The organism is Streptomyces lonarensis (assembly GCF_012033735.1).
GTDB lineage: Bacteria > Actinomycetota > Actinomycetes > Streptomycetales > Streptomycetaceae > Streptomyces > Streptomyces lonarensis.
In genome coordinates, this window is record NZ_JAAVJD010000065.1 from 1 (window position 1) to 24012 (window position 24012).

Here is a 24012-nt window from a genome sequence, read left to right on the forward strand (position 1 = left end):
GCCTTCGCCGCCGCCTGCCGCGGCGGCGACATCGAGCGGCTGGTGGCGCTGCTGGACCCCGGTGCCGCGCTGCGCTCCGACGGCGGGGGCGTGGTCCGCGCCGCACGGCGACCGGTCCGCGGGGCACGCGACATCGGCAGGTTCCTCGTCGGCGTCCTCGCCAAGAACCCGCGCGTGCGGCTCGCCCCGGCCGCGACCGCCGACGGCGCCGGCCTGCTCCTGGTCGCCGACGGCGCCCTGGTCGGCGTGGTCACGCTCGACAGCCGCCACGGACGCGTCACCGAGGTGTGGATCCAGCAGAACCCCGCGAAGCTCACCCGCTGGCCGCGGCTCCTGCCGGACGGCGGCTGAGGCCCGCCCCCGCGAGCGACTGCCGCCCGCCCCCGCACCGCGGGACCGGCGACCGCCCCGACCGTGATTGACTACGCTCAGTGGAACACCGGGCGACACACCGTCAATCCGGGGGTGTTCCCGCCTGCCGTCCGCGCATCTGGAGGAGCACGTGACCGCCCCGCACCCCACCACGAGCCGCCGCGGCCGGCTCTTCCCCCTCGCGGTTGTCGCCGTCACCGCCGTGGTGATCGCGCTGCTGCTCCTCGGGCAGCGCGGCTCCTCCGACGACGGCGCGGCCGCCGCCGGCGACGGCACAGCCGCGGGCTCGGAACTGCCCGACCTGACGGGGCTGGAGCGACGCGAGAGCGGCGACCCCCTGGCGGAGGGGCCCCCCGACGCCCCGGTCGGCCTCATCGTCTACTCCGACTACCAGTGCACCTTCTGCGCCGCCTGGACCACCGACACCCTCCCCGCGCTGCGCGAGTACGTGGCCGACGGCCAACTGCGCATCGAATGGCGCGACATCAGCATCTTCGGCGAACCCTCCGACCGTGCGGCGCGCGCCGCCTACGCGGCGGGGCTCCAGGGCGGGCACCAGGAGTTCCACGACGCGCTGTTCGCCGACGGCGCGACCCGCGGCGCCGACGGGCTCGGTCAGGAGTCCCTGGTCGAACTCGCAGCGGAACTGGGCCTGGACGCCGACCGGTTCACCGAGGACCTCACCGCGGACGCCACCCGCGCGATGACCGCGCGCAACGCCGCCGAGGCCGAGGCACTCGGCGCCGTCTCCACCCCGTCGTTCCTGCTCGACGGCCGACCCGTCGTCGGCGCCCAGCCGCCCGAGGTCTTCACCGCCGCCATCGACGAGGCGCTCGCGGCGGCGGACGGTGCCCGATGACGGACATCGGCCCGGCGGCGGCGTTCGCGGGCGGCACGCTCGCCCTGCTCAGCCCCTGCGGCGCGATGCTGCTCCCCGCCTTCTTCGCCACCACGGTCGGAGCGGGTCCCCGCCTCGCGGCCCACGGCGCTGCCTTCTACGCCGGGCTGTGCCTCACCCTCGTGCCGCTGGGCCTGGGCGCCGGCGCCGCCGGATCGGTCCTGGTCGCCCACCGGGGGACGATGATCCTCGTGACCGCCGCCACCCTGGTGGTGCTGGGCGTGCTCCACGCCGTCGGCCTCGGCTTCGACCCGGCACGCGTCCTGCCCGGCGTCCGGGCGCTGCAGCGGCACACCGCCACCGCGCGGTCCGGCCTGCTCCGCAGCCTCCTGCTGGGCGCCACCGGCGGAGTGGCGGGGTTCTGCGCCGGGCCGATCCTCGGCGCGGTCCTGACGCTGGCCGCCGCCCGCGGCGACGCCGCCACGGCCGGTCTGCTGCTCGCCGTCTACGCGGCCGGAACCGTGGTGCCGCTACTGGCCCTCGCCGCGCTCTGGCACCGGCTCGGCGAGCGCGGTCGCCGCCGGCTGCGCGGCCGGGAGCTGCGGGTGCGGGGCCGACGCCTGCACACCACCTCGCTGATCACGGGCGGGCTGATCGCCGCCCTGGGCGTCTTCTTCTGGCTCACCGACGGGCTGCTGAACGCGCCGGACCCGGTACCGACCGCGACCCTGGCCTGGCTGCAGAACGGCGTCACCCGCTGGAGCGGCCCGCTCGTCGACGTCCTGCTCGTGCTGCTCGCCGCCGCGGTGCTGCTCGCCGGCTGGGCGCTGTACACCCGCCGGCGTCCCGCCCCCGCCGCCGGGCTGCCGCCGCCGCCGATCCGGTCGCCGCCGCCGATCCGGTCGCCGGCCGACGCGCCGGTCCGCGCCCCGGACCGGTTGGCCCGGCGCTCGGACCGCCGGTTAGCGTGTGGACCATGACCGCACCTCACACCGCCTCCGGCGCCGTCGCCACCGGCCTCGCCACCGTCACCCCCGACGGCACCGTCCTCGACACCTGGTTCCCGTCCCCCGAACTCGTCACCGAGCCCGGCCCGGCCGGCAGCGAGCGCCTCAACCCGGTGCACGCCGGCGAGGCCCTCGGGGAGAGCGTCGCCCAGATCCTCGGCCCGGACCCGGTCCGCGGCGTGGAGATCGTCGCGGTGCGCACCGTCATCGCCTCCCTCGCCGACAAGCCGGTCGACGCGCACGACGCCTACCTGCGCCTGCACCTCCTCAGCCACCGGCTGGTCGCCCCGCACGGCGCCAACCTGGACGGCGTCTTCGGTCTGCTCGCCAACGTCGCCTGGACCTCCCTCGGTCCCGTCCAGGTCGACCGTGTCGAGGAGGTCCGCCTCGCCGCCCGCGCCACCGGCGCCCACCTCGCGGTGACCAGCGTCGACAAGTTCCCCCGGATGACCGACTACGTCGTCCCCGCCGGGGTCCGCATCGCCGACGCCGACCGCGTCCGCCTCGGCGCCCACCTGGCGTCCGGTACCACCGTGATGCACGAGGGCTTCGTCAACTTCAACGCGGGCACCCTCGGCACCTCGATGGTCGAAGGCCGCATCAGCGCCGGGGTCGTCGTCGGCGACGGCTCCGACATCGGCGGCGGCGCCTCGATCATGGGCACCCTCTCCGGCGGCGGCAAGCAGACCATCTCGCTCGGCGAGCGCTGCCTGCTCGGCGCCGAGGCCGGCATCGGCATCTCGCTGGGCGACGACTGCGTCGTCGAGGCCGGGCTGTACGTCACCGCGGGCACCCGCGTGACCCTGCCGGACGGCGAGACCGTCAAGGCCGTGGAGCTGTCCGGCGCGAGCAACCTGCTGTACCGCCGCAACTCCACCACCGGCACCGTCGAGGCGCTCCAGCGCACCGGCTCCTGGGGCGGCCTCAACGCCGCGCTCCACAGCCACAACTGACGCGGCCCGGGCGCGAGTCCGCTTCGTCTTCCGCCGCCCGTCCGCCCTGCTTCCGGGCGCGGGCGGCGGTCGGGCGGACCGGCGGGGTCCGCATGCGGTCGGTCGAGGGGCCCGGCGGGCGAACCCGCCGGGCCCCTCGCGTGTCTCCGGTGGCGGGTCCGCACGCCCGGCCCGGAGCCGGCGCGGCGGAGGGGCGGCAAGGGCCGCCCGGCAGGGCCGGTACCGGCCTTTCGGCTCACTGTCGGCGGCGTGTCGGCTGGACACGCGATCGCGTCCGTGGAGCGGGCCCGGGGTGGACAAATCCACACTAGGCTGGGGCACCGCCGAAGCCCAGCGCGACCGAGGAGCCCCGCACGATGACCCGTGCCGACCGTCCCATCCTGCCGCCCGTGCGGCTGCCCGACGAGGCCGAGCTGGCGCGGGAGGCGCTGACCTCCCCGCTGCTCTCCCGCGCCGCGCAGCTCGCCCACTGGGCCGAGTCCGGAGTGCGCGTCGGTGCCGGCGGTGAACTGCTCGACGCCGACCTCGTGCGTGCCGTCGCCCAGCTGGGACTCTCCGACGACGAGGACGGCCCGGCGGCCACCGCCGAGGCGTGGTGCTTCGCCGTGGACACCGGTCTGATGGAGATCGAGGAGGACGAGGGCGTCGACAGCGACGGCGTGCCGGACGACGGCGAGACCGCCGTCGGCACCGCCCGCGCCGGTGAGGAACTGGCGCTGCTCGACGGCGGCACCCCGTCCGACGTGCTGGAGATCTGGGCCGGCGGCCTCGACGCCGTCCTCGCGGACGCCGCGACCCCCAGCTTCGAGTCGCTGCTCTCCGGCATGGAGGGCGCGGTGGACGACGCCGGGGAGATCGACCCGAACTCCATCGACCTCGACGCGCTGGACTGGGACCCGGAGGAGGAGGGCGAGTTCCTCGACACCGTCCTCGCCAACCTCTACATGCTGACCGCGGGCGACACCGACGTGGCCGAGGGCGCGATGGTGCCGCTGCCGGTGGTCGCCGCCTCCCTCGTCGTCCCTGACGACATGCGGGAGCCCACGGACGAGGTCCTCGAAGAGGTCTCGACCGTCATGATGCGGCTGGACGAGCAGTTCCGCGTCCTGACCGGGACCGGCCTGCTGGAGTACGACCCGGTGGACGACGCGCTCATCACCATGGAGGGCGAGCCCGAGGCGCCGCCGCTGCCCGACGAGGAGGAGGACCTCACCCGCTACGGGCAGGTCCGCCTCACCACCCTCGGCCTGTACGGGGTGCGGGAGCGCATGCTGGGCGCCGGGCTCCAGGTGCCGACCGTCGGTGACCTGTCGGGGGAGAAGGCCGAGGTGCTGCTGCTGGCCCTCACCGACCTGCCCGAGCCGGCCGCCCAGGCCGAGGCCACCGCGTGGATCGCCGCCCGCGAGCCGCGGGACGCCGCGCTGGAACTCCTCGACGCGGCACGCGGCGACGACCCGCTCGCGCCGGGCCGCCGCCTCACCGCGCAGCTGGCGCTGTCGGTGCTCGGCCCGGAGGGCGAGCCGGCGCTGCGCGGCGTGCTGGACGACCGGCACCTCGGCGGCCTGGCCCGCGTCTGGCTCACCGAACGCGGGGCCGCCGACGTGCCGCCGCCGTCCGAGGAGCTGATCTTCTGGCTCACGGTCGACACCCTCGCCGCCCAGCTCGACAACGAGGACCCGGCCGGGCTGCGTGAGTTGGTGAGCGGACTCTCCGCGCAGCACAGCAGCTTCTTCGAGCACGCCTGGCAGGTGGACCACCCGGCCACCACCGATGTGCTGGAGGCCGTGGGGCGCCTGCACCCGGACGAGTCGCTGGCCAAGGAGGCCCGCGCCGCCGCCGAACGCGCCCGCAGCCGCACCACCGACTGACCCCGCGCAGCGCCGCATCCCGACCGCGCCGCCCCAGGACCGGGTACCGAGTCCCACTGGGGCGGCGCGGTGGCGGTGGCGGTTGGCTGGCGCGGGGGAGAGGAATGGGAGAAATGCCGGAGTTTGGCAAAGTAAGTAAAATCCTGTTACTCACCAGTTAACGCCCCAGGTCACGCACTCTGCTCCCCGCACACGCGGGGGTGTTCCCGGCACGTGGAGTGTGCGGAACGTCGAGGTTGTCTGCTCCCCGCACACGCGGGGGTGTTCCCGCGGCGCTCAGGACGCCGAGGTCTTCGAGTGCCTGCTCCCCGCACACGCGGGGGTGTTCCCGAGCTGGCGCAGGCGCTCGGCATGTCGCGCGACTGCTCCCCGCACACGCGGGGGTGTTCCCCAGTCGATGATGCCGTTGACCAGGTCGGGGATCTGCTCCCCGCACACGCGGGGGTGTTCCACGGCCCGCCCCCACACCCGGGGGCCGGGCCCGACTGCTCCCCGCACACGCGGGGGTGTTCCCAACAACACGCCGCGGAAGACGCGCGGGCTGCTCTGCTCCCCGCACACGCGGGGGTGTTCCCGTCTCCTCGCCGCGGGCGGCCTGGTCGGTCTTCTGCTCCCCGCACACGCGGGGGTGTTCCCACCAAGCGGTACGGCGAGCACACGTGGGTACGCTGCTCCCCGCACACGCGGGGGTGTTCCCGCCGGCGCGGCGAACACGACGGTGGCGCCCTCCTGCTCCCCGCACACGCGGGGGTGTTCCCTGGATCAGCGACCCGCTGATGCACGAGGCGGACTGCTCCCCGCACGCGCGGGGGTATCCGTGACCCCTTTTGGTGCGGCGGAGCCCCGTCGTGCGCGATGTGCGCGGCGGGGCTCCGGGTGGCGCGAGTGCTCAGGTGAGGGTCGAACCCGCTTTGAGTCTGTCCACGAACGCGGCGAAAGCGTTGGTAGGGATCGCCAGGCTGGGTCCGGCGGGGTTCTTGGAGTCGCGGACGGGGACCTGGCCGTGTGAGGTGGCGACGTTGGTGGCGACCTCGATGCACTGGCCGCCGTTGGAACCGCTGTAGGACGACGTGAGCCACACTGGGGCGCCGTCGAGGCCGTTACTCATGCGTGTACTCCTTGTGCAACCGCTGGATCAGGGCAACCGATTCATCGGGGGCCATCGCGTGCGCCCTCAGCCGCTCATAGCTCTGGAGGGCGGCTGCGACGCTGGCCGCTCTGTCATAGAGCCTGCCTCCTTCCGGATCGTCTGAGTAGAGGACGGTCGGCGAAGCCTCGAAGGTAAGCAGAGTGAACGGGAGTACTTGAGACGCCGCCGCGCCGGCGGAGAAGGGGACTACCTGAAGATCGACGTGCGAGGTCTCGGCAGCTTGCGGTAGATGTGCGAGTTGCCGCCCATGACGGATGGCCCGCCGACCTGGGTGCGGGGCCAGCCGCGGCCCCTCAGACGCGCAGTTCCGGCGGGAGGCCGGTCCAGCGGATGTCGGCAGGGAGGTGGCCGGTGTCGTTGAAGAGGAGCACGGTGGCGGGGCGGTCCGGGGCGTAACGGATGACGGTGAGGCCCGCGTTGGCGTGGTTCATGCCCATCCAGCGCCAGTTGGGCGCGTCCATGGCGGCTCGCACGAGCCAGCTGATGAGGAAGGTGTGGGTGACGACGAGTTCGTGTCGGGGCTCGTCCCCGGATACTGGGCCGGTGAACGTCTCGACCGCTGACGCCGCGAGTGCTGATCCGGTCTCGCGCTCCTCCACGGAGAAGCGGTTCAGGAATTCGGTCCATGGGCCGGCCACCGTGGGCGGCAGCTCCTCGTGGGCTGGCGTGTCAGGTATGTAGTCGCCAGCCGCTTCGGATCGGTACCGGGGGAGTGCGCCGAGTTGTTCGCCGACCAGCTCGGCGGTCTCCTCCGCTCGGGGTAGTGGTCCGTGGTGGATCGCCGTCAGTGGCGTCTCGCGGAGGCGCCGCCCGAGGAGCACGGCTTGGCGGCGGCCGACATCCGTCAGCCCGGCCCCCTCCGGGGCTGCCTCGGCGTGACGGGCGAGGTAGAGGAAGCGGGTCGCACTGGCGGTCATGGAGGTGCCTTTCAGCCTTGATGAACGATCGGGAGACCGCCGTCGCGCGAAGCGGCGCCACGCCGATGGCGTGGCGGCGCTTCAGCCGCAAGGCGGTGCCGGTCAGTCCTGGATGGAGTTGGACTTGATGCCGGTCACGAAGGTGGCGAAGGCGGCGGCGGGCACTGCGAGGGCGGGACCTGTTGGTCTCTTGGAGTCGCGGACAGGGACCGTGCCGTGGGTTGCGACGCGGTCGGCGGTCACCTCGACACAGTCGCCGCCGTTCCCGCTGTAGGAGGAGCTGAACCAGTCAAGCGAAGTATGGAACACGGGGCTACCTTCCTGATCGTTCGCGATCGACCCCGGCACTCCGGGGAGGCGCGCATGCGCTTCGCTGCCGCACAGGGCTCACTGCCGGCATCGCCACCGGCAAGATCGGGGGCCGTCTCGTTGCCCCGCGATTCCCCCGCTGCGTGGGGCGCAGCGGGGGAGTGCGCGCTGGTAGCGCGGTCAGCCGATGACGGCGCTCGGCTTGACGCCATTGATGAAGGCCGCGAAGGCGGTGGCCGACAGTTCGAGCACCGGGCCGTCAGGGTTCTTGGAGTCGCGGACAGGGATCGTGCCGTGCGTCGCGACGAGGTTGGTGGCGACCTCGATGCAGTTGCCGCCGTTGCCGCTGTAGGAGGAGCTGAACCAGTCAACCGACGCGTGGAGCATGAGAACTGCCTTCCTGATCGTTCGCGATCGACTCCGGCACTTCGTGGGGCGTACACACAGGACTCGCGCCCCGGAGCACTACTGCCAGGTTCGGCTCAGCTACATCCCCAGCGGTACCGCTGCACGGCGACGGCGAGCAAGCCACGTGCGGCGGTGAGATCAGTTACCGAAAGTAGACCTCTTGACACTCCCCACGAAGGAGGCAAAGGCGTTCGGCTGTATCGAGAGCACCGGGCCGGTGGGGTTCTTGGAGTCGCGGACAGGGATCGTGCCGTGCGTCGCGACGAGGTTGGTTGCAATCTCGATGCACTGGCCGCCGTTGCTGCTGTAGGAGGACTTGAACCAACGGGGGGACTCGGTCACGGTGTGCCCTTTCGTAGCTGCTCGATAGCGGCGAGCGACTGCTCCTGCGGTGACGCTTCGACCTGGAGATGATGGTAGGCGGTCACCAAGGGCTGAACGTAGCGCGTTTCGCGCTCAAGACGGCCGGACTGCGCGGACTCCGAGTACGCGATCTGCGATCGGTCGCGCAGCGTAAGGAGTGTCACCGGAAGGTCGAAAGCACGTCGTTCACCGAGGTCGAACGGAGTCAGCTGGACTACCACGGAGGAGCGCTCGGCGAGGAGCAGGAGGTGGTCGAGCTGCGCCGCCATGGTCTGTGGTCCGCCTACAGTGCGCCTGATGCAGCCCTCGTCGAGAACGGCATAAACCAAAGGTGCGGGGGACCGCAGAAGCGAGTCCTGCCGCTTGGCCAACAGGGTGAGACGTTCCTCCGCCTGCTGTTCGGTGATGGCTCCCCGGCGCACCGCGCCGCGCGTGATCGCCTCCGCGTAGTCGGGCGTTTGGAGCAGCCCCGGGATGATGCCGACTTCGAACAGTCGAATTTCAGCAGCGGATGCCTCCAGTGCCACGAACTCCGGGAACCCCTCCAGCAGAGACGTCTCGCGCACCGAGCGGCTCTGACGTTCGAGCCGCCCGCTGGTCCCGAGAGCCCGGTCAGCGCCTGCTGCGAAGCGTTGAGTTGGGGACCTGCGACCTGTTTCCACGGCCGAGATGTGGCTGCCCGTGCAACCGATGCGAGACGCCAGATCCTCCTGTGTCCACCCTCGTTCGTCTCGCAGGCTGCGGAGACGCGCGCCGAAGGCGGCTGCTGCTGAGGTGGTCGGGTCAATGTCACGTCGGTTCACGCCGTCTCCCTGGGCCTTGCCAATCAGAATGCGCAAGTTGATGGGATGGCCGACAGTAGGCCACGCTGAGCCCGCTTGGTAGTGGATAAGCTACGGAGAGGAAGCAGGCGTGGGTGCTGAGGTTGACCCCGATGACGCGGATCGCCCTGTTCAGGCCTCGGAGCGGCCCGAGCCGCCGGCGTCGGGCGCTGCGATCGAACGGCTGTCCCTGAATGAACTGAGGCTGATACTTGCCAAGTTGGGGGCCTCCGTCGATGCCCACTTCAAGGAGCTGGGCAAGTGACGCCCCGGCGCTCGGCCGGCGACGCTGCGCACTCGCCCGCGACCCGTGGAGACCTGGTCGTGACAGCCGACCGTGCTGTCGACGGCTACTGGGCCGACGCCACGGTGCGATCGCCGGACGCAGGCGGGGAGTGGCACCTGGCAGGTGCCTGGTTCGACACCGCTTCTGCCGCCGTGGACTGGCTGCACGGCGAAGCGGAACGGCTCGCAGCCGTCCTGGAGTCGTTCGAGTCGGAGCAGAGCGGCCAGAGCGGGTACGCAAGCCCGGTGTCAGCCGTCTTCCGGGAGTGGGCGGCCGACGAAGCGTTCCGTTCGGTGCAGTGCGCCGCCTTGGCGGACGGGCAGCCGATCAGTGCCAACGCCCGGGGCCCGGACCGCGTCTGCGGGTCCGCCGACGTCGAAGTCCTCTACTCGTTGGCCGCTCGGCCTATCCTCCGTCCCGTCCTCGCCCCTTTCGGGAGCAGCCGTGCCGATCGTCGATGACCTGCGCGCCGCAGCGATGTCCTTCCCCGCCGTCGAGATACGAGCCAGCGACTTCATGACGCTGGCCGGCTCATGCCTACGCGTCACCGCAGCCGCCCACCGAGGCGGCACCACCTGGCTGGAGCTCGACCGGAACGTCCGGCTGCACCTGCCGTCGGACCGCGACGTGACGGTGATCCGGCCTGTCCGCCCCGCTCGCCGCGCACGGCCCGCGCGGCCGGTGCGCGCCTCCTGGGTGCGCTGACCCCAAGGCCACGCGCTGTCCACCGTCACGCGGTCTTGAGCCGTGACCTCCTCTGGCGACGAGATCTTCGCCCCGCCGCCGGGCCGCAACCTCCCGACATGCTTGCCTCGCGCCTCCACCCGCCTCCACCCGCCTCCTCGCGCCGCTGAGTCACGCCCGAGCGGTATCCACTGCGCGCCGGCGCCACGAGCCGAACGGCGCAGGGTGGCAGTGGCCGGCGCTCCGGTGCCCCGGTCTCAACCCTCCCGAGGCCGGGGCACTGCCTGCCAGGCCAGGGCTGTCTCCTCGGCTACGCGGATCACGGGGGTGGAGCCTGTGCGCGCTGCCGCGGATGCGGCAACCACCCTCCGCTTTCCTGGTGGAGCGGCCGGCCTCGGCGCCTGCTCCGGGGGCGACTCGATTGAGCAACAGGCATGGAGAGCAGAGCTGTTCACCGACTCACCCGGCGTGCGCACCCACCGCGTGGCGGGCCCTCGGTCAATCCCCTTCGGGCGTCTCGCTGTCGGGCACCCAGCGCAGCACGTCGCCGGGCTGGCAGTCGAGCGTGCGGCAGATCGCGTCGAGCGTCGTGAACCGCACGGCCTTGGCGCGGCCGTTCTTCAACACGGCGATGTTCGCGGGCGTGATACCGACGGCGGCGGCGAACTCGCCCACCGAGAGGTTGCGTTCGGCGAGCAGGACGTCGAGGTCGATGATGATCGCCATCAGACCACCTCGGCGATCTCGGTCTGCAGATCCGTCGCCTTGCGCAGCAGGCCCCGCATGACGACGACCAGCATCGCGAACGCCGCACCCATGCCGACGCACACGGCAGCCGCGACCAGGGCGCCGATCGACTGCATGTCGTCGTCGTACGGCGTGGGGATGTCGGCCAGGGCCAGATGCCCGGTGACCCCGAGCGCCAGCAGGGTCGCCACGAGCGAGGACCCGATGATGACGTCGACCCAGCGGAAGGCACGCGGTGTGAAGATCGCGTCCTGGCTGACCATGTCGAGCAGCAGCCACGTGGCGACGAGCGCGACCTGGATGCAGGCGACGCCGATGATCGCCACGGTCACGTACGGCACGGCGAAGGGCTCGTAGGGCGGGAAGCGGTCGACCTCGTGGGCGGCCGTCGTCGGGATGACCACGAGCTGGCCGAAGAGCCCGAACGCGATCGCCGCTGCGATACCGAAGCGGAGCGTGCCAATGAAGAGCTGGTTCATGTATCGAGTATCGATAGATATCTATCGAAAGTCAATCGATCCCGTGCGGGGCCGGGGTTTCGAGGCGCCGCGCTCGGGTGGCGGCGCCGGGGGCGGCTGCCGCTCAGGCCGGCGCCGAGGTGCTCGGCTCGGAGAGCGGGGCCAGTCGCCGGCTCAGCTCCAGGACCGCGCGCACTGTCGCCGGGTCGGTGCTGCGGCGGTGGGGAGTGGTCGGCGTGCAGTCCGGGCCGAGCAGCAGCCCGGTCCGCCCGTCGAATGCGGGGTCGATCGCGGCGGCGATCGAGGACCGGGCCGCGAGGTCGGCCGGTCCGGCGGTGGACCGTGCGAAGACCCGGCGCAGCACGGGCCACAGCGTCCGCATCGCCGGGTGGACGATCGCCGGCCTGGTCATCGTGGAGTCGGTCATCTCCGTCGCCGCCCCGCCCGGGTCCGCGGCGAGGACACCGACCCCGCGGTCCCGCAGCCGGTTGGCCAACTCCAGTGTCCACGCCAGGTTGGCCAGCTTCGCGCGGCCGTACCAGTGGAACGCGTAGTAGCCGCCGCGCGGTTCGACGGTGTCGAAGCCCTGCCGGCTCGCCGCTCGCACCGACGCCGAACTGACGTTGACCACCCGGCCGCGCTCGGAGGCGGCGACGGTGTCGACCAGCAACTCCGTGAGGAGGTAGGGCGACAGGTGGTTGACCGCGAAGTTCGCCTCGACGCCGTCCGTCGTGAGGCGTCGCTCCGTGGCAAAGGTGCCCACGTTGTTGACGAGGACGCTCAGCGGTCCGTCGTCGGCCAGTCGGCCGGCCAGCTCCCGTACCGCGCCGAGCGAGGCGAGGTCGGCGGCGAGGAAGCGTGGCGGTTCCGCCGTCGCGACCGCCTCGATCCGCTCCACCGCCCGTGCGCCGCGCTCGGCGCTCCGGCCGACCACGGTCACCGCGTGACCGGCGGCCGCCAGTCCCAGGGCCGTCTGCAAGCCGATGCCGCCGGTCCCGCCCGTCACCACTGCTCGTCGTGTCATCTCCGACTCACTCCTCCGTCGTGCCCTGTCATCAAAACGGATGGGCATCCGTTTATCTCCGGGCAGGCTAGCAGAGCAAGCGGATGGGTATCCGCTTGTGGGTGTGGTGAAGCAGGCCGGCGACGGTCGCGGGCCGCTCCCGGAGAGGGCGTCCGTCGAGAAACTGGCTGGTCGACGCGGCTCGACCGCACCGCCGGTCAGTGGTGCCGCACCGCAGAACTGCGGTACCGAGCCGTCAGGGCAGCGGCCGCAGCCCGTCCAGCAGCACGGCGAGGTACGGCTCGGCGCGGTCCGGGCCGCCGGCGCGCACCGCCGCGGCGACGCCGCACAGCAGCAGCCGCAGGTCCTCGGCGGTGACGGTGTCCTTCACGTCCCCGTCACGCTGCGCCTGGCCCAGCAGGGAGCCGAGGACCGCGTCGACCTCCGCCGTGGACTCGGCCACCTGCGGGTCGCCGTCACCGGCCTCCAGCACGGCCGCCAGTCGCGAGTCCTCCAGCATGAACGCCAGCGCCAGGCGGGCCACCCGGTGCAGGACGGCCATCGCCGCCCCGCCCTCGGCAACCGCCGCGCGGACCGCCTCCGCCAGCTCCTGGAACCGCTCGACGGAGAGCGCCGCCACCAGAGCCTGCCGGTCGGGGAAGTGGCGGTAGACCGTGCCCACGCCCACCCCCGCCAGTCGCGCGATGGTGTTGAGCTGCAACGAGTCGTCGCCGGCCGCCAACTGCTCGCGGGCTGCGCGCAGCACCCGCGCACGGTTGCGCGCGGCGTCCGCACGGAGCCGCGGGGGCTGCTGTTCGCCTGGTGGTGCCACGCCAGCAGGATAGTCGGCCGCCCGGTGCGGCAGCCGGCGCCGCCTGCCTCCGCGCAGCCGCTCAGGCCGTGGCGTCCTCGGCGTGGGCGTCGGTGGCGGACCGCTGCGCGACCACGGAGGGGGCGAACTCCGCGCCCGCGGCGAACGCGGCGCCGTCGGCGGTCGCGGCCACCTCCGAGGACTGCCCCGGGTCGGTGACCGTGACCCCCGCGCCGTTGTCGCGTCCCGTCTCCTTCACGCCGCTGAGATTGGCGTTGAGATGGCTCGCCTCGTGCGCGAGCGTCTCGGTGTCCCCGATGGCGGAGGCGCCGAGGAAGATGTGGTTCTCGATCGTCATGGCCCGCGCGCCCATCGCCTCGGTCGCCCGCTGCGCCGTCGGGTTGCTGTGCACCCGCCCCGCCGAGAGCCGGTCGTTCTGGTAGAACGACTGCGCCTTGGAGAGGAACGCACCCGGAAGCTGGGTGCTCGGCGTCGCCATCGCCTCGTTGATGAGGTCGAGCTGCCCGGCCGGTGCGGCGTCCGCCTGGCCGTGGCCGCAACCGGGGCCGTGCTCGTGCCGCGCCTCCTCGACGGCTCGCGCCACCGCGGCGTTGCCCGCCGCCTGCTGCAGCCGCAGCATCTGGTGGACCGGCCCGCCCCGCCGAGCGCCGGGACGCGACGCCTGCCTGTCCGAGGGCTGCCGGCTCCCCGACCCGTGTGCGCGCACCACTTGCTCCCTCCGAGACCGACAGCGACCCGCCCAGTATGGCCGGGGAGACGGCGCGCGCGGCACGTCCGGCGGGGCAGACACAGGGGCACTCCGGACGCGTGCGTGCCGCGTCTGCCGCGTGCGCATCCGGTCGCACCGCGCGGTGCGTGCGACCCGGCGTGCGTCGAGCCGCGGCGGGAAGTGTGCGCCCGCTCGCTGCTGTTGCCGCCGGCGTCCAGGCCTCGCCGCCGTTCCCTCGCCGCCGGGACAGCGGAGGGGGCGCACGGGAGCGAACCGCAGCGCCCGATCCGGCGTCCGTAGAGAACGAGCCGCCTCACCAGGCAGTTCGCCGTACCGTCGCGCGCCGTCTCGTCGTGATCCGGGGGCCGTCGACACCGTCGTGTCGCCACCGTGACCCCCGGATCGGGGTCGTGTGTCAGTGGTCGGTCGTAGCGTTCGGAGCACGTGACCGGGGCATCTGTTTCCGGTCGTCCGTCAGTTGTTCGTGTGGCGTGGGAGGCACGCAATGGGGTGGGTCGAAGCGGGCGGTTACGAGGTAGCCCTCGAAGCGGGGAAGGTCGTCTGCCGCAACGCGTCGGGCAGGCGGCTGAAGAGCGTGCCGCCGAAGATCGGCGAGGACCCTGCGGTCCTCGGGCTCAAGCAGCTCGCCGAGTGGCTGGAACGCCACGAACGCGAATGCCTCGCCGACGTCGAGCGCTGGATGGTGCGGTCGCTACCGGTGCCGCTCGCCGCCCTCGCCACGGTCTGGCCGGACCCGGCCTGGCAGGCGGTGCTCCGGGACCTCGTCGTCACCGGCGACGACGGCACCGTCGCGGGATTCCTGCGGGACGCCGACCCCGAGCGCGGTCTCGGTCTGGTCGACCTCGACGGCGACACCGTGCGCATCTCCCCGGCGCTCGTCCGCATCCCGCACCCCGTGCTGCTGGAGGACCTCGACGAGCTGCGGGAGTTCGCCGTCGAACTCGGCGTGGACCAGCGCGCCGGCCAGCTCTTCCGCGAAGTCTGGCCCAAGCCCCCCGGGCTGGCGCCGGACACCGGCCACGTCGACACCTACGCCGGCGGCGTCTACAAGGAACTCCGCTTCCTCCAGGGCCGCACCGTCCAGCTCGGCTACCGCGTCCGCGGCGGCTACGCCGTCTGCCCCGTCGTCGAGAACGGCCTGGCCGTCGAATGCCGCGTCTGGATCGGCGACTACGACACCTACGGCGAGACCGAGACCGGCACGCTCGGCTGGTCGGACACCGCCGGACGCGCCCTGCGCGCCGGGGACATCGGGCCGGTCGCCTGGTCCGAGGGCATGCGGATGGCCGCCGCCCTGCATGCGGGACGCGACACCGAGGACGAGGAGAAGGCAGCATGACCGGTCAGGACACCACCACCGCGCTGATGCTCGACGCCGGCGCCGTGCTGCCGACGGGCACCACTGACCGTGAGGACGCCGACGTCCTCACCGCGCGCACCTACACCCACCCCGCCCTCGACGACCGCCCCGTCGTCCGGCTCGTCCCCGGGACCCTCGGCGAGGCGGAGGACCTCGCGCTGGACTTCCTCGGCCTCACCCGCCAGGCGGAGCCACCCGTCGTCGGCCAGGTGCGGCGCGAGACCCTCGGCTTCCCCGCCTGGGCGCTGGTCAACGACCCCGCCAACGGCCACCACGCCCTCGCGCTGGTCAAGGACATCGAACGCCTCGCCCGGCAGGCCAAGTCCCGCGCCGGCGCCGCCAAGGAGGGGTTCGAGGCACTCGCCGACCGCCTCGGCCGCGCCGTCCCCCACTTCCTCCCCACCTTCCACGAGCAGGCAGCCCGGATCTTCCTGCGGCACGAGAACACCACCTACGCCGCCACCTTCTTCGGCAAGGCCCGCGAAGCCGAACGCGTCCACGGCCTCACCGTCGACGAGGACCGGCAGCGCGCCGTCTTCCTGGAGTTCGCCTTCGCCGGCGCCCTCACCGTCAAGGCGCTCAAGGAGTACGTCCGCGACCTCTCCCGCCGGCTCGACCCGGCCGCGGCATGGCAGCAGTACCGGCAGCTCGCCGTCGAACGCTGCGCGGCGGGGCTGCCGCCCTACGCCTCCCTCCCGCAGGACGCCCGCGGCCTCATCAAGACGGCGGGGATCGACCGGCAGGCCGCCGAGGAGGCCTTCCTCGCCGACCTGATCGCCTCCCCGTCGGTGGTGCGCGCCCCCGCCTCCTTCTGGAAGGCGTACCGCTCCGGCCTCGTCGACCTCGCCCGCCGCGAACCGGCCGTCCGCGCCCGGCTCCTGGAGATCCTGCCGACCGAACTCGGCAGCAGCGTCGCGGACGACGAGTCCTGGCTGTCACTGCTGAGCGACAGCGGCGCCGCCGACCTCCTCACCGGCGGCACCGACGCCGAAGGAGCATCCGACGGCAAGGCCACCCCCTGCCCCGCCGACTGGCTCTCCCGCTGGGCCGCCCACCGCAAGCACGGCGGCGCCACCTCCGACCGCTCACCCGCCACGCTCGACCTCGTCCGCCGCATGGCGCCGCAGCTGCGGGCCCTCGGCCGCCCCGTCGACCTCTTCGCCGCCCGCTGGCGCAAGGGCGCCGACCTCGACCTGCTCGACCTGGCCGCCGCCGAGCGCATCCCGCTGGCGCTGCCGCCCGCGGAGACCGAGGTCCACCTCGACCTGGACCGCTGGCTGCGGCAGGACCACCCCGACCGCCGCGACCTGACCGCCACCGCGGCCGACCCCCGACTGATGCCGCTGCTCCACCGCGCCGTCGGCTCCCTCGGCGACCACCGCACCTCGCGCGAGACCCTCGAACGCCTCGCCGCCCACCCCGTGCTCAGCCGCGTGCTCCACACCTGGCTGGGCGAGGCCGCCGACCGCTACCTCGCGGCCACCGGCCTGCCGGCCGCCCGGCTCGCCCTCACCGACCTCCGGCCGTTCCGACCGGTCGCCGCCGCCAACAACCCCGAGGCCGTCGCACGGATCACCGCCCACCCCACCGCCCCGCTGCTCGCCCGCACCCTGCGGGCCGGTATCTACGACGAACTCGGCTGGCCCGCCCTCGACCAGGCGCTCGGCCGCCTCGACACCGAGACCCGCGCCCCCTCGCGGCAGCACCGCGGCTCCGACGAACTGGTCGTCGCCGACGCCTGGCCCGCGCTGATCCTCGCCCGCGGCCACAAGGCGCTCGTCGTCGGCCCCGACGGCATCCTCCTCGACCACGACCTGCGCATCCCGCCCGGCCGCGACCACTACGCCCGCCCCCACTTCCGCTACGTCGACGGCGAACTGCTCGTGCTGTGGTGGCAGGAGAACAAGCTCCACGCCTACTGGTCCCACCGCCCCACCGAGGTGTTCACCCCCGACGGCGAGAGCGTCCCCCGCTGGTGGTCCGGGACGGGCGACACCGTCTCCGTGCCGCTGCCCGGCGGTGGCCGCGCGACCGGCGGCCGCACCCTCCACGCCGGGGACACCACCCTGCCGCCCGACCGCCCCGTCATCGGCGACGGCACCACCCTCTGGCGCCAGGGCCGCCAGGGCCTGCAACAGGTCTGGCTGGAGTACGACCCCGCCACCGGCTCCCACGGCCGCGTGTCCCTCCCCGCGCTGCTCCGCGCAGCCGTCAGCGACGACACCGACCTGCTCCACGAGGAGTGCCGGGTCCTCCCGCTGCAGCCCGGTCTGGAGAACACCCCCTTCGGCACCGACGGCACCGTGCTGGGCCGGTGGGTCCGCAGTGACCGCACCACCGGCGACCGCACCGCCGGCACCCCCGACGGCCGCACCGTCACCCTCACCGGCCACGCCCCGCCCCACCTGCCCGTCCCGCTCGGCAGCCTCGCCCTCCCGGGCGGCGCCGCACCCGTCGCCGCCCGCAGCCGCGGCCGCGTCGACCTGTACGCCACGGACGACACCAGCCCCACCGGCGCCCTCGGCCACGTCGTCACCGGCGAACGCGGCGGCGAATACGCCTCCGGTACCCGCCTGGTGCCGCCGCTGGAGTACTGGCACGCACTCCGCCCCCGCGACGAGGCCGCCTCCCTCGCCCTGCGCACCCTCACCGACGCGCAGGTCACCGAACTCCTCGACACCGCCGCGACCATCACCGCCGAGCACAGCGCCGCCCGCTCCGCGGAACCCGACGCCGCCGACAGCGACGCGGACACCGACGCCGCCGCCGCGAAGCGGCGCGCCGTCGCCGGGAACGACCTCGACCAGGCGCTCCGCGCCGCCGTCTCCGCCGCGCTCCCGGCCGTGCACGACTCCCGGGTGCTGACCGGCGTCCTCGGGCTGGTGCGCGTCACCCTCCGCCACACCGAGGCCGCGGTGGCGTTCGCCGCCCCGCCCGCCGCCCCCCAACCGGCCAAGAACCAGGAGATGTTCGCCGACCACAAGCCGGAGCACGGCGACGACGGCACCCTCCGGCAGGCCGTCAGCCGCATCGGTGGCGGCGGCGGATGGTGGGGCGGCAGCGGCCAGTGGACCGCGCTGCGACAGATCCGCTCCGTCAACCACGTCCTCTCCGGGAACCCCGCCACCGGGAAGCCGCTGTCCCGCGCCCGGGCACTGCCCCCGCTCACCGGCGGCTGGAGCTCCGAGGACCGCACCGTCCCCCGCTCCTCCGTCGACTGGGCGCCGCTCCTGGAACGGCTGCGCCCCCTCGCCTACCGCGCCGCCTCGCCCGCTCTCGCCTCCCACGAACGCACCGCGCTGCTGCTGCTCTTCCAGGCGATCAGCGAAGGCCCCCTCGCCCGCGCGGCAGGGGTGATCCGCCACATCCGCATCAGCGAACCGGCACGCGACCACCACCGACAGGAGCGCATCGGGCAGGTCCTGCGCCACGGCGACCGCACCGTCGTCATCATCTCCGGCGGTGGCTGGGACCGCGAGACCGGACGGATCGACTGGGAAGCGCTCGACCACGACCCCGCCGGCCGCTTCGGCGCCGTCGCCGACTTCGCCCTCGACAACGCGGCGGTCTGCACCGCGCCCTGGACCGGCGAACGCCTTGCCCCCGTCGCCTGGCTGGTCACCGACAAGGGCCCGGCTCCATGGAACCCCGACGCGCCCGCCGCCCTCGCCGACGCCATCGGTGACGGAGCGACCGGCCCCCTGGAGGCCGCCGTGCTCCTCGCCGCGCTGCCCGACAGCCCCGACGCCGCGGTCCTCGCCCCGACCGGGCTCAGGACCCAGCAGTGGAAGACCGGCTATGCCCGGCTCACCGCCCTCGGCGAGGGCACCACCTCCGAGCTGATCGGCGCCCTCCTCCCCGACGACCCCGCCCAGCTGTGGTCGATCGGGCCCGACACCGCCGCCGCGGCCCGCCGCTGGACCGAACTCCGCGGCGGCCGCCTCCGGATACCCGAGGAACTCGCCCTGCTCGGCGTGATCACCGGCGATCCGGAGCCCGTGCTCAACCCGGCCGCGACCCCCTGGCTCACCCGGACCACCGTCCAGCGCGTCAACGACCACGGCCACCTCGCGGCCGCCGACCCCGAGGCGCTCCCGAACGGGCGGCAACTGGCCGGCGCCGTCGACGCACTCGCCTCCCTCGCCTACCACCTGCCGTACGGCGACCCGCTGCGCGCCCGCCTCCCCGAAGGCCTCGCCGCGCTGCGGCGGCGCCTCGACGACCCCGGGCTCCTGGTCGACCTCCAGATCAACTGGACCAGCACCGGGAAGCCCACCTCCGCCGCGCTCCGCACCGCCCACCACCTGCCTCCCGCCGGGGCGTCACCCACCGGCCTGACCCCCGTCGGCGAGGTGTTCGTCCTCTCGCCCTGGTACGGCAGCAGCGAGGCCGTCCTCGTCCGCCCCGCCGGACTGAGCGGCGCGGACGACCCCGCCCACGACCTCGTCGACGGGCTCGTCGGCAGCCGCACCCACGGCGCGGCCGTGCTGCGCACCCTCCACGACGCGGGGTTCGCCCGGGCGCTCGCCGCGGACGGGCCGCCCGGACCCGCCCAGGACCCCTCCCGCAGCGCACCCGAACTCGTGGCGGAGGCCGCCGCTGCACTCGGCATCGGCGAGGACGCGGCCGTCCTCTACCTCCAGCTGCTCGCGCTGCCCGACCCCACCGACCGCAACTGCGTCCGCTGGACCGGCTGGAAGCCCGCCCGCGCCAAGCGGGCCCGCGCCGAACTCGCCGCCACCGACCTCGTCGTCGAGGCCAAGCGCGCCCGCGCCGGGCGCAGCCTCTTCCTGCCCTGCGGCTGGCTCGACCTGAAGGCGCCCGCCCTGCCGGTCGAGACCTGGAAGGAAGCGCTCTACCCGCTGACCGGGCGCGAGCGCGCCGCCCCGCACCTCCCCGTCCCCGACCTGTTCGCCCTCGCCTGGGAACGCGTCCGCTCCGGCGACGGCCCCGCCTACGAGGAACTCACCACCCGCACCACCCGGAAGGGCCGCCGATGACCACCCCCGCAGGGACCGGACCGCACGGCACCGCGTCCGCACCGGACGCCCCGGCGCCCGCCCGCCAGGTCGTCCCGCCCGAGGAACTCCACGCCACCGAGCTGGCGTTCCTCGCCGCCCACGACACCGGCTCCCGCCCTCCGGGCTGGCGGCTCACGCCCCGCGCGGTCGTCACCTTCGTCATGGGCTCCCGCGGCGTCGCGCTCACCCTCCCCGACGACACCGCGCCGCCCGCCGGCGTCCCCCGGCGGCTCGTCGTCGAGGGCAAGTTCGTCGGCGACCGCGCCCTCGTCGAGCGGTGCGTCGTCACCCTCGCCGGTGAGCGCGCCCTGCTGCTCACCGGCGAGCCGGGCACCGCCAAGTCGATGCTCTCCGAGCTCCTCGCCGCCGCTGTCTGCGGCAGCAGCCAACTCACCGTCCAGGGCACCGCCGGCACCACCGAGGACCAACTCAAGTACGGCTGGAACTACGCACAGCTGCTGGCCGGCGGCCCCAGCCCCGACGCGCTCGTCCCCTCGCCGATCCTCACCGCGATGCGGCGCGGCGCCGTCGGCCGCGTCGAGGAGGTCACCCGCTGCCTCCCCGAGGTCCAGGACGCCCTGGTCTCGCTGCTCTCCGAGCGACGGATCGCCGTTCCGGAACTCGCCGGCGGGCCCGACGCCACCGCCCACGCCGCGCCCGGCTTCAACCTCATCGCCACCGCCAACCTCCGCGACCGCGGCGTCTCGGAGATGTCCGCCGCGCTCAAGCGGCGTTTCAACTTCGAGACCGTCGGCCCCATCGGCGACCTCGACGCCGAGACGGCCCTGGTCCGCCGCCAGGCCCGCGCAGCCCTGGAACGCTCCGGCGCCGCGTTCCAGGTCGACGACGCGGTGCTGGAAGCACTCGTCACCGCCTTCCGCGACCTCCGCGACGGACGCTCGGCGGAAGGCTGGGAGGTCGAACGCCCGTCCACGGTGATGAGCACCGCGGAAGCGGTCGCCGTCGCGGGCGCCCTCGGTCTGGCCGCGGCCTACTTCCCCGGCGACCGCGACGTCCTCGGCCTCCTCCCCGGGCACCTCCTCGGCGTCGTCCGCAAGGACGACCCGACCGACGCCGCCCGGCTGCGGGGCTACTGGGACGGCCCGGTCCGGCGCCGCGCCGAGGAGGGCTCCGCCACCTGGCGCGCCCTGTGGGACCTCCGGACCGAGCTGGAGGACTGAGCACCGTGCCCGACGCCCCGGCCCGCGCAGCGCTGGCGACCCTGACCGCCCCCGACGCCCCGTACCTCATCGGCGTCCGGCACCACTCGCCCGCGCTCGCCGCCGCCGTGCCCGCCCTGCTGACGGCGGCGGACCCGCAGGTGCTCCTGGTGGAGCTGCCGGCCGAGACGCAGCCCTGGCTGCGGTGGCTGGCCGACCCGGCCACCACCGCCCCGGTGGCCCTCGCGGCGGTCCCCTCCCGCGCCGCCGCGAGCGGCGGCGCGGGCACCGCGTTCTACCCGTTCGCCGAGTTCTCCCCGGAGTTCGCCGCCGTGCGCTGGGCCGCCGCGGCCGGGGTGCCCGTGGTCGCCTGCGACCTGCCGCTGGCCGACCGCGCGTGGTCCGCCGCGGACCCGCCCACCGCCGAGCCGACCGACACGGCCCCGACCGACACGGCCCCGACCGACGGGGTGCCCGGGGCCGGCGGGCTCTGGCAGGCCATGCGCGACCGGGCGACCGGCCGCGCCGGGGACGACCTCTGGGACCGCCTCGTCGAGGCCACCGCGCCCGGCTCCACCCCCGAGGCCGTCCGGCGGGCGGCGCTGCTCGCCGGCTGGGCCCTCCGGCAGGACGCCGGGACGGCCGTCCCCGCCAAGGACCTCGCCCGGGAGCAGCACATGCGGGGCTGCCTCGCCGCCGCCCGCGCCGACGGCCGACGCGTCGCCGCCGTCATCGGCGCCTTCCACGCCCCCGCCCTGCTGCCGGGCCCGCACAGCGGGACGGGCCAGGGCGGCGGCACGGCCACCGCCGCGCAGGCCGGGGCCGGCCCGCGAGCGGGTGAGGCCCTGCCCTGGCCCCACCCCGAGGCCGTCGTCCGCACCGCCGTCGGCGACCCTCCCGAGGACACCGCGGAGCCCGGCCCCGCAACCGCCGCCACCGTCGGCCGGGGCGAGCGATCGGCCCCGGGCCCGGCCCCCGCCGACGCGTGGTCCGTCTCGCTGATCCCCTACACCTACGCGCTGCTCGACGAACGCTCCGGCTACCCCGCCGGCATCCGCGACCCCGAGTGGCAGCACCGCGTGCTCACCGCGGGCGGGGACCCGGGGGCCGTCGCCGACGCCCTCACCGCCACCGCCGTCCGCATCAGCGCCGCCCTGCGGCGGCTCGGCCACCCGTCGGGGCCCGCCGACGCCCGGGAGATCACCCGGCTCGCCGGCGACCTCGCCCGACTCCGCGGCCTCCCCGCGCCCGGCCGGGGCGAACTCGCCGAAGCTGTCCAGACCGTCCTGGCCCAAGGCGAGTTGCACGGCCGTGGCCGCGCCGTCGCGCGCGCTCTCGACGAGGTCCTCGTCGGCAGCCGCACCGGCGCCGTGACGCCCCGAGCCCCCCGCGCCGGGCTCGCCCCGGCCGTGGAACGGGAGCTGGCCGAACTCGGGCTGCCCGGACCGCACGACCCCGCCCGGCCCAGCCGGGAGCTCCGCCTCGACCCGCTCCGCTCCGACCTCGACCGCCGCCGCGAACTGCTGCTGCGCCGCCTCACCGTCTGCGGCGTCCCCTACGCCGAACCGCGCGATGTCGCCGGCACCGGAGGCGCCGACGCCCTCACCGTCCGCTGGGAGCTCCGCTGGACCCCGGCCACCGCCGCCGTGCTCACCGCTGCCACGGTGCGCGGCGTCACCGCGGCACAGGCCGCCGAGGGCGTGCTCCGTGAGCGACACCGCGCCGAGCGGGACGAAGGCGGCCCGACAGCCGCCCAGATCCTCACCGGACTCCACGACGCAGCCGCCTGCGGCACGACGGCCCTCGCCGACGAACGCCTCACCGAGACCGCCGACCTGCTCCCGGGCTGCGCCACCCTCCCCGAACTGCTGTCCGCGCTCTCGCTGGTCGACCGGGTCCGCTCCGGCCACATCCCCGGCCTCCCCGCGGACGAGGAACGCGCCGGGCGGTGCGCGGCCACCAGCGAGACGCTGACCACCGCCGGGGTGCGGCAGCTCGACGGGCTGACCGGCTCCGAGGAACCCGACGACGCCCGCGCGCTCGTCGAACTCGCCCACCGCGCCGACCTCTTCGGCGGCGTCCGCCTCACCGCCGCGCTGGACCGCCTCGCCACCGAGGGCACCCCGCTGATGCGGGGCGCGGCCGGCGCCGTCCTCGTCCTGCTCGGCCATGAGGACCCCGCCGTGCTGGGGGAGCGCGCCGCCGCGTGGGTCGACGCGGCCACCGACCCCGAGCGGCGGGCCGCCCTCACCGCCCGGCTCACCGGGCTGCTGACCGCCGCCGGCCCCCTGCTGGAGGCCGTCCCGCACGCCCTCGACCCGCTGCTCGCACGCGTCACCGACCTGCCGGACCGCGACTTCCTCGACCGGCTGCCGTCGCTGCGCGGGGGATTCGACACCCTCAGCCCTGCCGCCCGGGAGCGCCTTCTCACCGTCGTCGAGGAACGACTCGGCGCCGCCCTGAGCGTGGCGCCGACCGACCCCGGGGCGCTCGCCGTCAACGCCCGCGCCGACCTCGCCGCCCGCGCAGCCCTCGAACAGCTCGGTCTCCTCCCGCCGCCGACACCGGCGTCCGGCACCGCCCCCGACACGGCCCCCGCGCCGCCGGCGTCCGCGGGTGCCGCCTCGGCCGACGGCGCCCTACCCGCAGCCGAGCCCCGCGCAGCCCAACAGGCGCTCACCCAACCGCCGCCCAGCGACCCGCCGCCCACCGAGTCGCTTTCCGC

24 protein-coding genes, 1 pseudogene and 1 CRISPR repeat array are annotated in these 24012 nt (G+C 74.5%); of the genes and pseudogenes, 12 read left to right on the top strand and 13 right to left on the bottom strand.

All coding sequences use genetic code 11. The annotated features are described in order from the left end of the window. The 5 genes from HCN56_RS10935 to HCN56_RS10955 form a co-directional block, all read left to right on the top strand. Positions 1-351 (top strand): sigma-70 family RNA polymerase sigma factor family protein (locus HCN56_RS10935; RefSeq protein WP_512700871.1); only part of this gene is annotated, 351 nt, incomplete at its 5' end. Positions 352-502: 151 nt separating this feature from the next. Next, the gene (locus tag HCN56_RS10940; RefSeq protein ID WP_167969792.1) at positions 503-1231 is read left to right on the top strand and encodes a DsbA family protein; all 729 of its coding nucleotides are present in this window, start codon (positions 503-505) and stop codon (positions 1229-1231) included. Next, positions 1228-2190, top strand: coding sequence for a cytochrome c biogenesis CcdA family protein (locus HCN56_RS10945; RefSeq protein WP_167969794.1), 963 nt, complete (start codon positions 1228-1230; stop codon positions 2188-2190). The genes HCN56_RS10940 and HCN56_RS10945 overlap by 4 nt, the downstream gene beginning before the upstream one ends. Continuing rightward, entirely contained in the window at positions 2187-3170 is a 984-nt protein-coding gene (gene dapD / locus HCN56_RS10950; RefSeq protein WP_167969796.1) for a 2,3,4,5-tetrahydropyridine-2,6-dicarboxylate N-succinyltransferase, read from the top strand. Before HCN56_RS10945 ends, dapD begins: the two co-directional genes overlap by 4 nt. Positions 3171-3526: 356 nt before the next feature. Then, positions 3527-5038 carry a hypothetical protein gene (locus HCN56_RS10955; RefSeq protein WP_167969798.1) on the top strand — a complete coding sequence of 504 codons (1512 nt, stop codon included), beginning with the start codon at positions 3527-3529 and terminating at the stop codon, positions 5036-5038. A 179-nt stretch (positions 5039-5217) separates the two neighbouring features. Continuing rightward, positions 5218-5857: a CRISPR direct-repeat array (repeat unit 29 nt; unit sequence CTGCTCCCCGCACACGCGGGGGTGTTCCC). Positions 5858-5927: 70 nt separating this feature from the next. Here the strand turns inward: HCN56_RS10955 and HCN56_RS10960 are convergent. The 8 genes and pseudogenes from HCN56_RS10960 to HCN56_RS27230 all read right to left on the bottom strand — a co-directional run. Further along, positions 5928-6146, bottom strand: coding sequence for a DUF397 domain-containing protein (locus HCN56_RS10960; protein ID WP_167969800.1), 219 nt, complete (start codon positions 6144-6146; stop codon positions 5928-5930). After that, the gene (locus tag HCN56_RS26360) at positions 6139-6528 is read right to left on the bottom strand and encodes a Scr1 family TA system antitoxin-like transcriptional regulator (RefSeq protein WP_312871177.1); all 390 of its coding nucleotides are present in this window, start codon (positions 6526-6528) and stop codon (positions 6139-6141) included. The genes HCN56_RS10960 and HCN56_RS26360 overlap by 8 nt, the downstream gene beginning before the upstream one ends. Beyond that, entirely contained in the window at positions 6482-7105 is a 624-nt protein-coding gene (locus HCN56_RS10965) for a histidine phosphatase family protein (RefSeq protein WP_167969802.1), read from the bottom strand. Before HCN56_RS10965 ends, HCN56_RS26360 begins: the two co-directional genes overlap by 47 nt. A gap of 102 nt (positions 7106-7207) precedes the next feature. Continuing rightward, positions 7208-7414 (bottom strand): DUF397 domain-containing protein, encoded by a 207-nt coding sequence (locus tag HCN56_RS10970; RefSeq protein WP_167969804.1) that lies wholly within the window; start codon positions 7412-7414, stop codon positions 7208-7210. Between the two features lie 180 nt (positions 7415-7594). Continuing rightward, positions 7595-7801 (bottom strand): DUF397 domain-containing protein, encoded by a 207-nt coding sequence (locus HCN56_RS10975; RefSeq protein WP_167969806.1) that lies wholly within the window; start codon positions 7799-7801, stop codon positions 7595-7597. 159 nt (positions 7802-7960) lie between these two features. Beyond that, positions 7961-8164: a DUF397 domain-containing protein gene (locus HCN56_RS10980; protein WP_167969808.1), complete on the bottom strand. Its 204-nt coding sequence runs from the start codon at positions 8162-8164 to the stop codon at positions 7961-7963. Continuing rightward, positions 8161-8751, bottom strand: a complete 591-nt coding sequence (locus tag HCN56_RS10985) for a DUF5753 domain-containing protein (RefSeq protein ID WP_312871178.1) — start codon at positions 8749-8751, stop codon at positions 8161-8163. The genes HCN56_RS10980 and HCN56_RS10985 overlap by 4 nt, the downstream gene beginning before the upstream one ends. 78 nt (positions 8752-8829) lie before the next feature. Then, positions 8830-8988: pseudogene (locus HCN56_RS27230) on the bottom strand (helix-turn-helix domain-containing protein); the annotation flags it as partial. Positions 8989-9097: 109 nt separating this feature from the next. On the opposite strand from HCN56_RS27230, the gene HCN56_RS10990 reads away from it, so the two are divergent. The 3 genes from HCN56_RS10990 to HCN56_RS11000 are packed head-to-tail and all read left to right on the top strand — an operon-like array spanning position 9098 to position 9997. Then, positions 9098-9271 (top strand): hypothetical protein, encoded by a 174-nt coding sequence (locus HCN56_RS10990; protein ID WP_167969812.1) that lies wholly within the window; start codon positions 9098-9100, stop codon positions 9269-9271. 59 nt (positions 9272-9330) lie between these two features. Next, the gene (locus tag HCN56_RS10995) at positions 9331-9753 is read left to right on the top strand and encodes a hypothetical protein (RefSeq protein ID WP_167969814.1); all 423 of its coding nucleotides are present in this window, start codon (positions 9331-9333) and stop codon (positions 9751-9753) included. Then, positions 9737-9997 carry a hypothetical protein gene (locus HCN56_RS11000; protein ID WP_167969816.1) on the top strand — a complete coding sequence of 87 codons (261 nt, stop codon included), beginning with the start codon at positions 9737-9739 and terminating at the stop codon, positions 9995-9997. The genes HCN56_RS10995 and HCN56_RS11000 overlap by 17 nt, the downstream gene beginning before the upstream one ends. A 477-nt stretch (positions 9998-10474) precedes the next feature. Here the strand turns inward: HCN56_RS11000 and HCN56_RS11005 are convergent, their stop codons facing one another. The 5 genes from HCN56_RS11005 to HCN56_RS11025 form a co-directional block, all read right to left on the bottom strand. After that, complete coding sequence (locus tag HCN56_RS11005; RefSeq protein ID WP_167932256.1) at positions 10475-10702, bottom strand: helix-turn-helix domain-containing protein; 228 nt, start codon at positions 10700-10702, stop codon at positions 10475-10477. Further along, a complete protein-coding gene (locus tag HCN56_RS11010) occupies positions 10702-11202 on the bottom strand; it encodes a DUF2975 domain-containing protein (protein ID WP_167969818.1) in 501 nt (166 codons plus the stop codon). The genes HCN56_RS11005 and HCN56_RS11010 overlap by 1 nt, the downstream gene beginning before the upstream one ends. A 103-nt stretch (positions 11203-11305) precedes the next feature. Next, entirely contained in the window at positions 11306-12205 is a 900-nt protein-coding gene (locus HCN56_RS11015) for an SDR family NAD(P)-dependent oxidoreductase (protein ID WP_167969821.1), read from the bottom strand. Positions 12206-12440: 235 nt separating this feature from the next. Then, positions 12441-13016, bottom strand: coding sequence for a TetR/AcrR family transcriptional regulator (locus HCN56_RS11020; RefSeq protein WP_312871175.1), 576 nt, complete (start codon positions 13014-13016; stop codon positions 12441-12443). A 61-nt stretch (positions 13017-13077) separates the two neighbouring features. Then, positions 13078-13635, bottom strand: coding sequence for an eCIS core domain-containing protein (locus HCN56_RS11025; protein ID WP_245246450.1), 558 nt, complete (start codon positions 13633-13635; stop codon positions 13078-13080). Between the two features lie 595 nt (positions 13636-14230). Here HCN56_RS11025 and HCN56_RS11030 point away from each other — a divergent pair. From HCN56_RS11030 to HCN56_RS11045, 4 genes are all read left to right on the top strand, one after another. Further along, positions 14231-15085 carry a DUF4132 domain-containing protein gene (locus HCN56_RS11030; RefSeq protein WP_167969827.1) on the top strand — a complete coding sequence of 285 codons (855 nt, stop codon included), beginning with the start codon at positions 14231-14233 and terminating at the stop codon, positions 15083-15085. Beyond that, positions 15082-20106 carry a hypothetical protein gene (locus HCN56_RS11035; RefSeq protein WP_167969830.1) on the top strand — a complete coding sequence of 1675 codons (5025 nt, stop codon included), beginning with the start codon at positions 15082-15084 and terminating at the stop codon, positions 20104-20106. The genes HCN56_RS11030 and HCN56_RS11035 overlap by 4 nt, the downstream gene beginning before the upstream one ends. Further along, complete coding sequence (locus tag HCN56_RS11040) at positions 20103-21308, top strand: ATP-binding protein (protein WP_167969832.1); 1206 nt, start codon at positions 20103-20105, stop codon at positions 21306-21308. Before HCN56_RS11035 ends, HCN56_RS11040 begins: the two co-directional genes overlap by 4 nt. A gap of 5 nt (positions 21309-21313) precedes the next feature. Then, the coding region (locus HCN56_RS11045; protein WP_312871176.1) for a DUF5682 family protein at positions 21314-24012 on the top strand (2699 nt) is incomplete at its 3' end.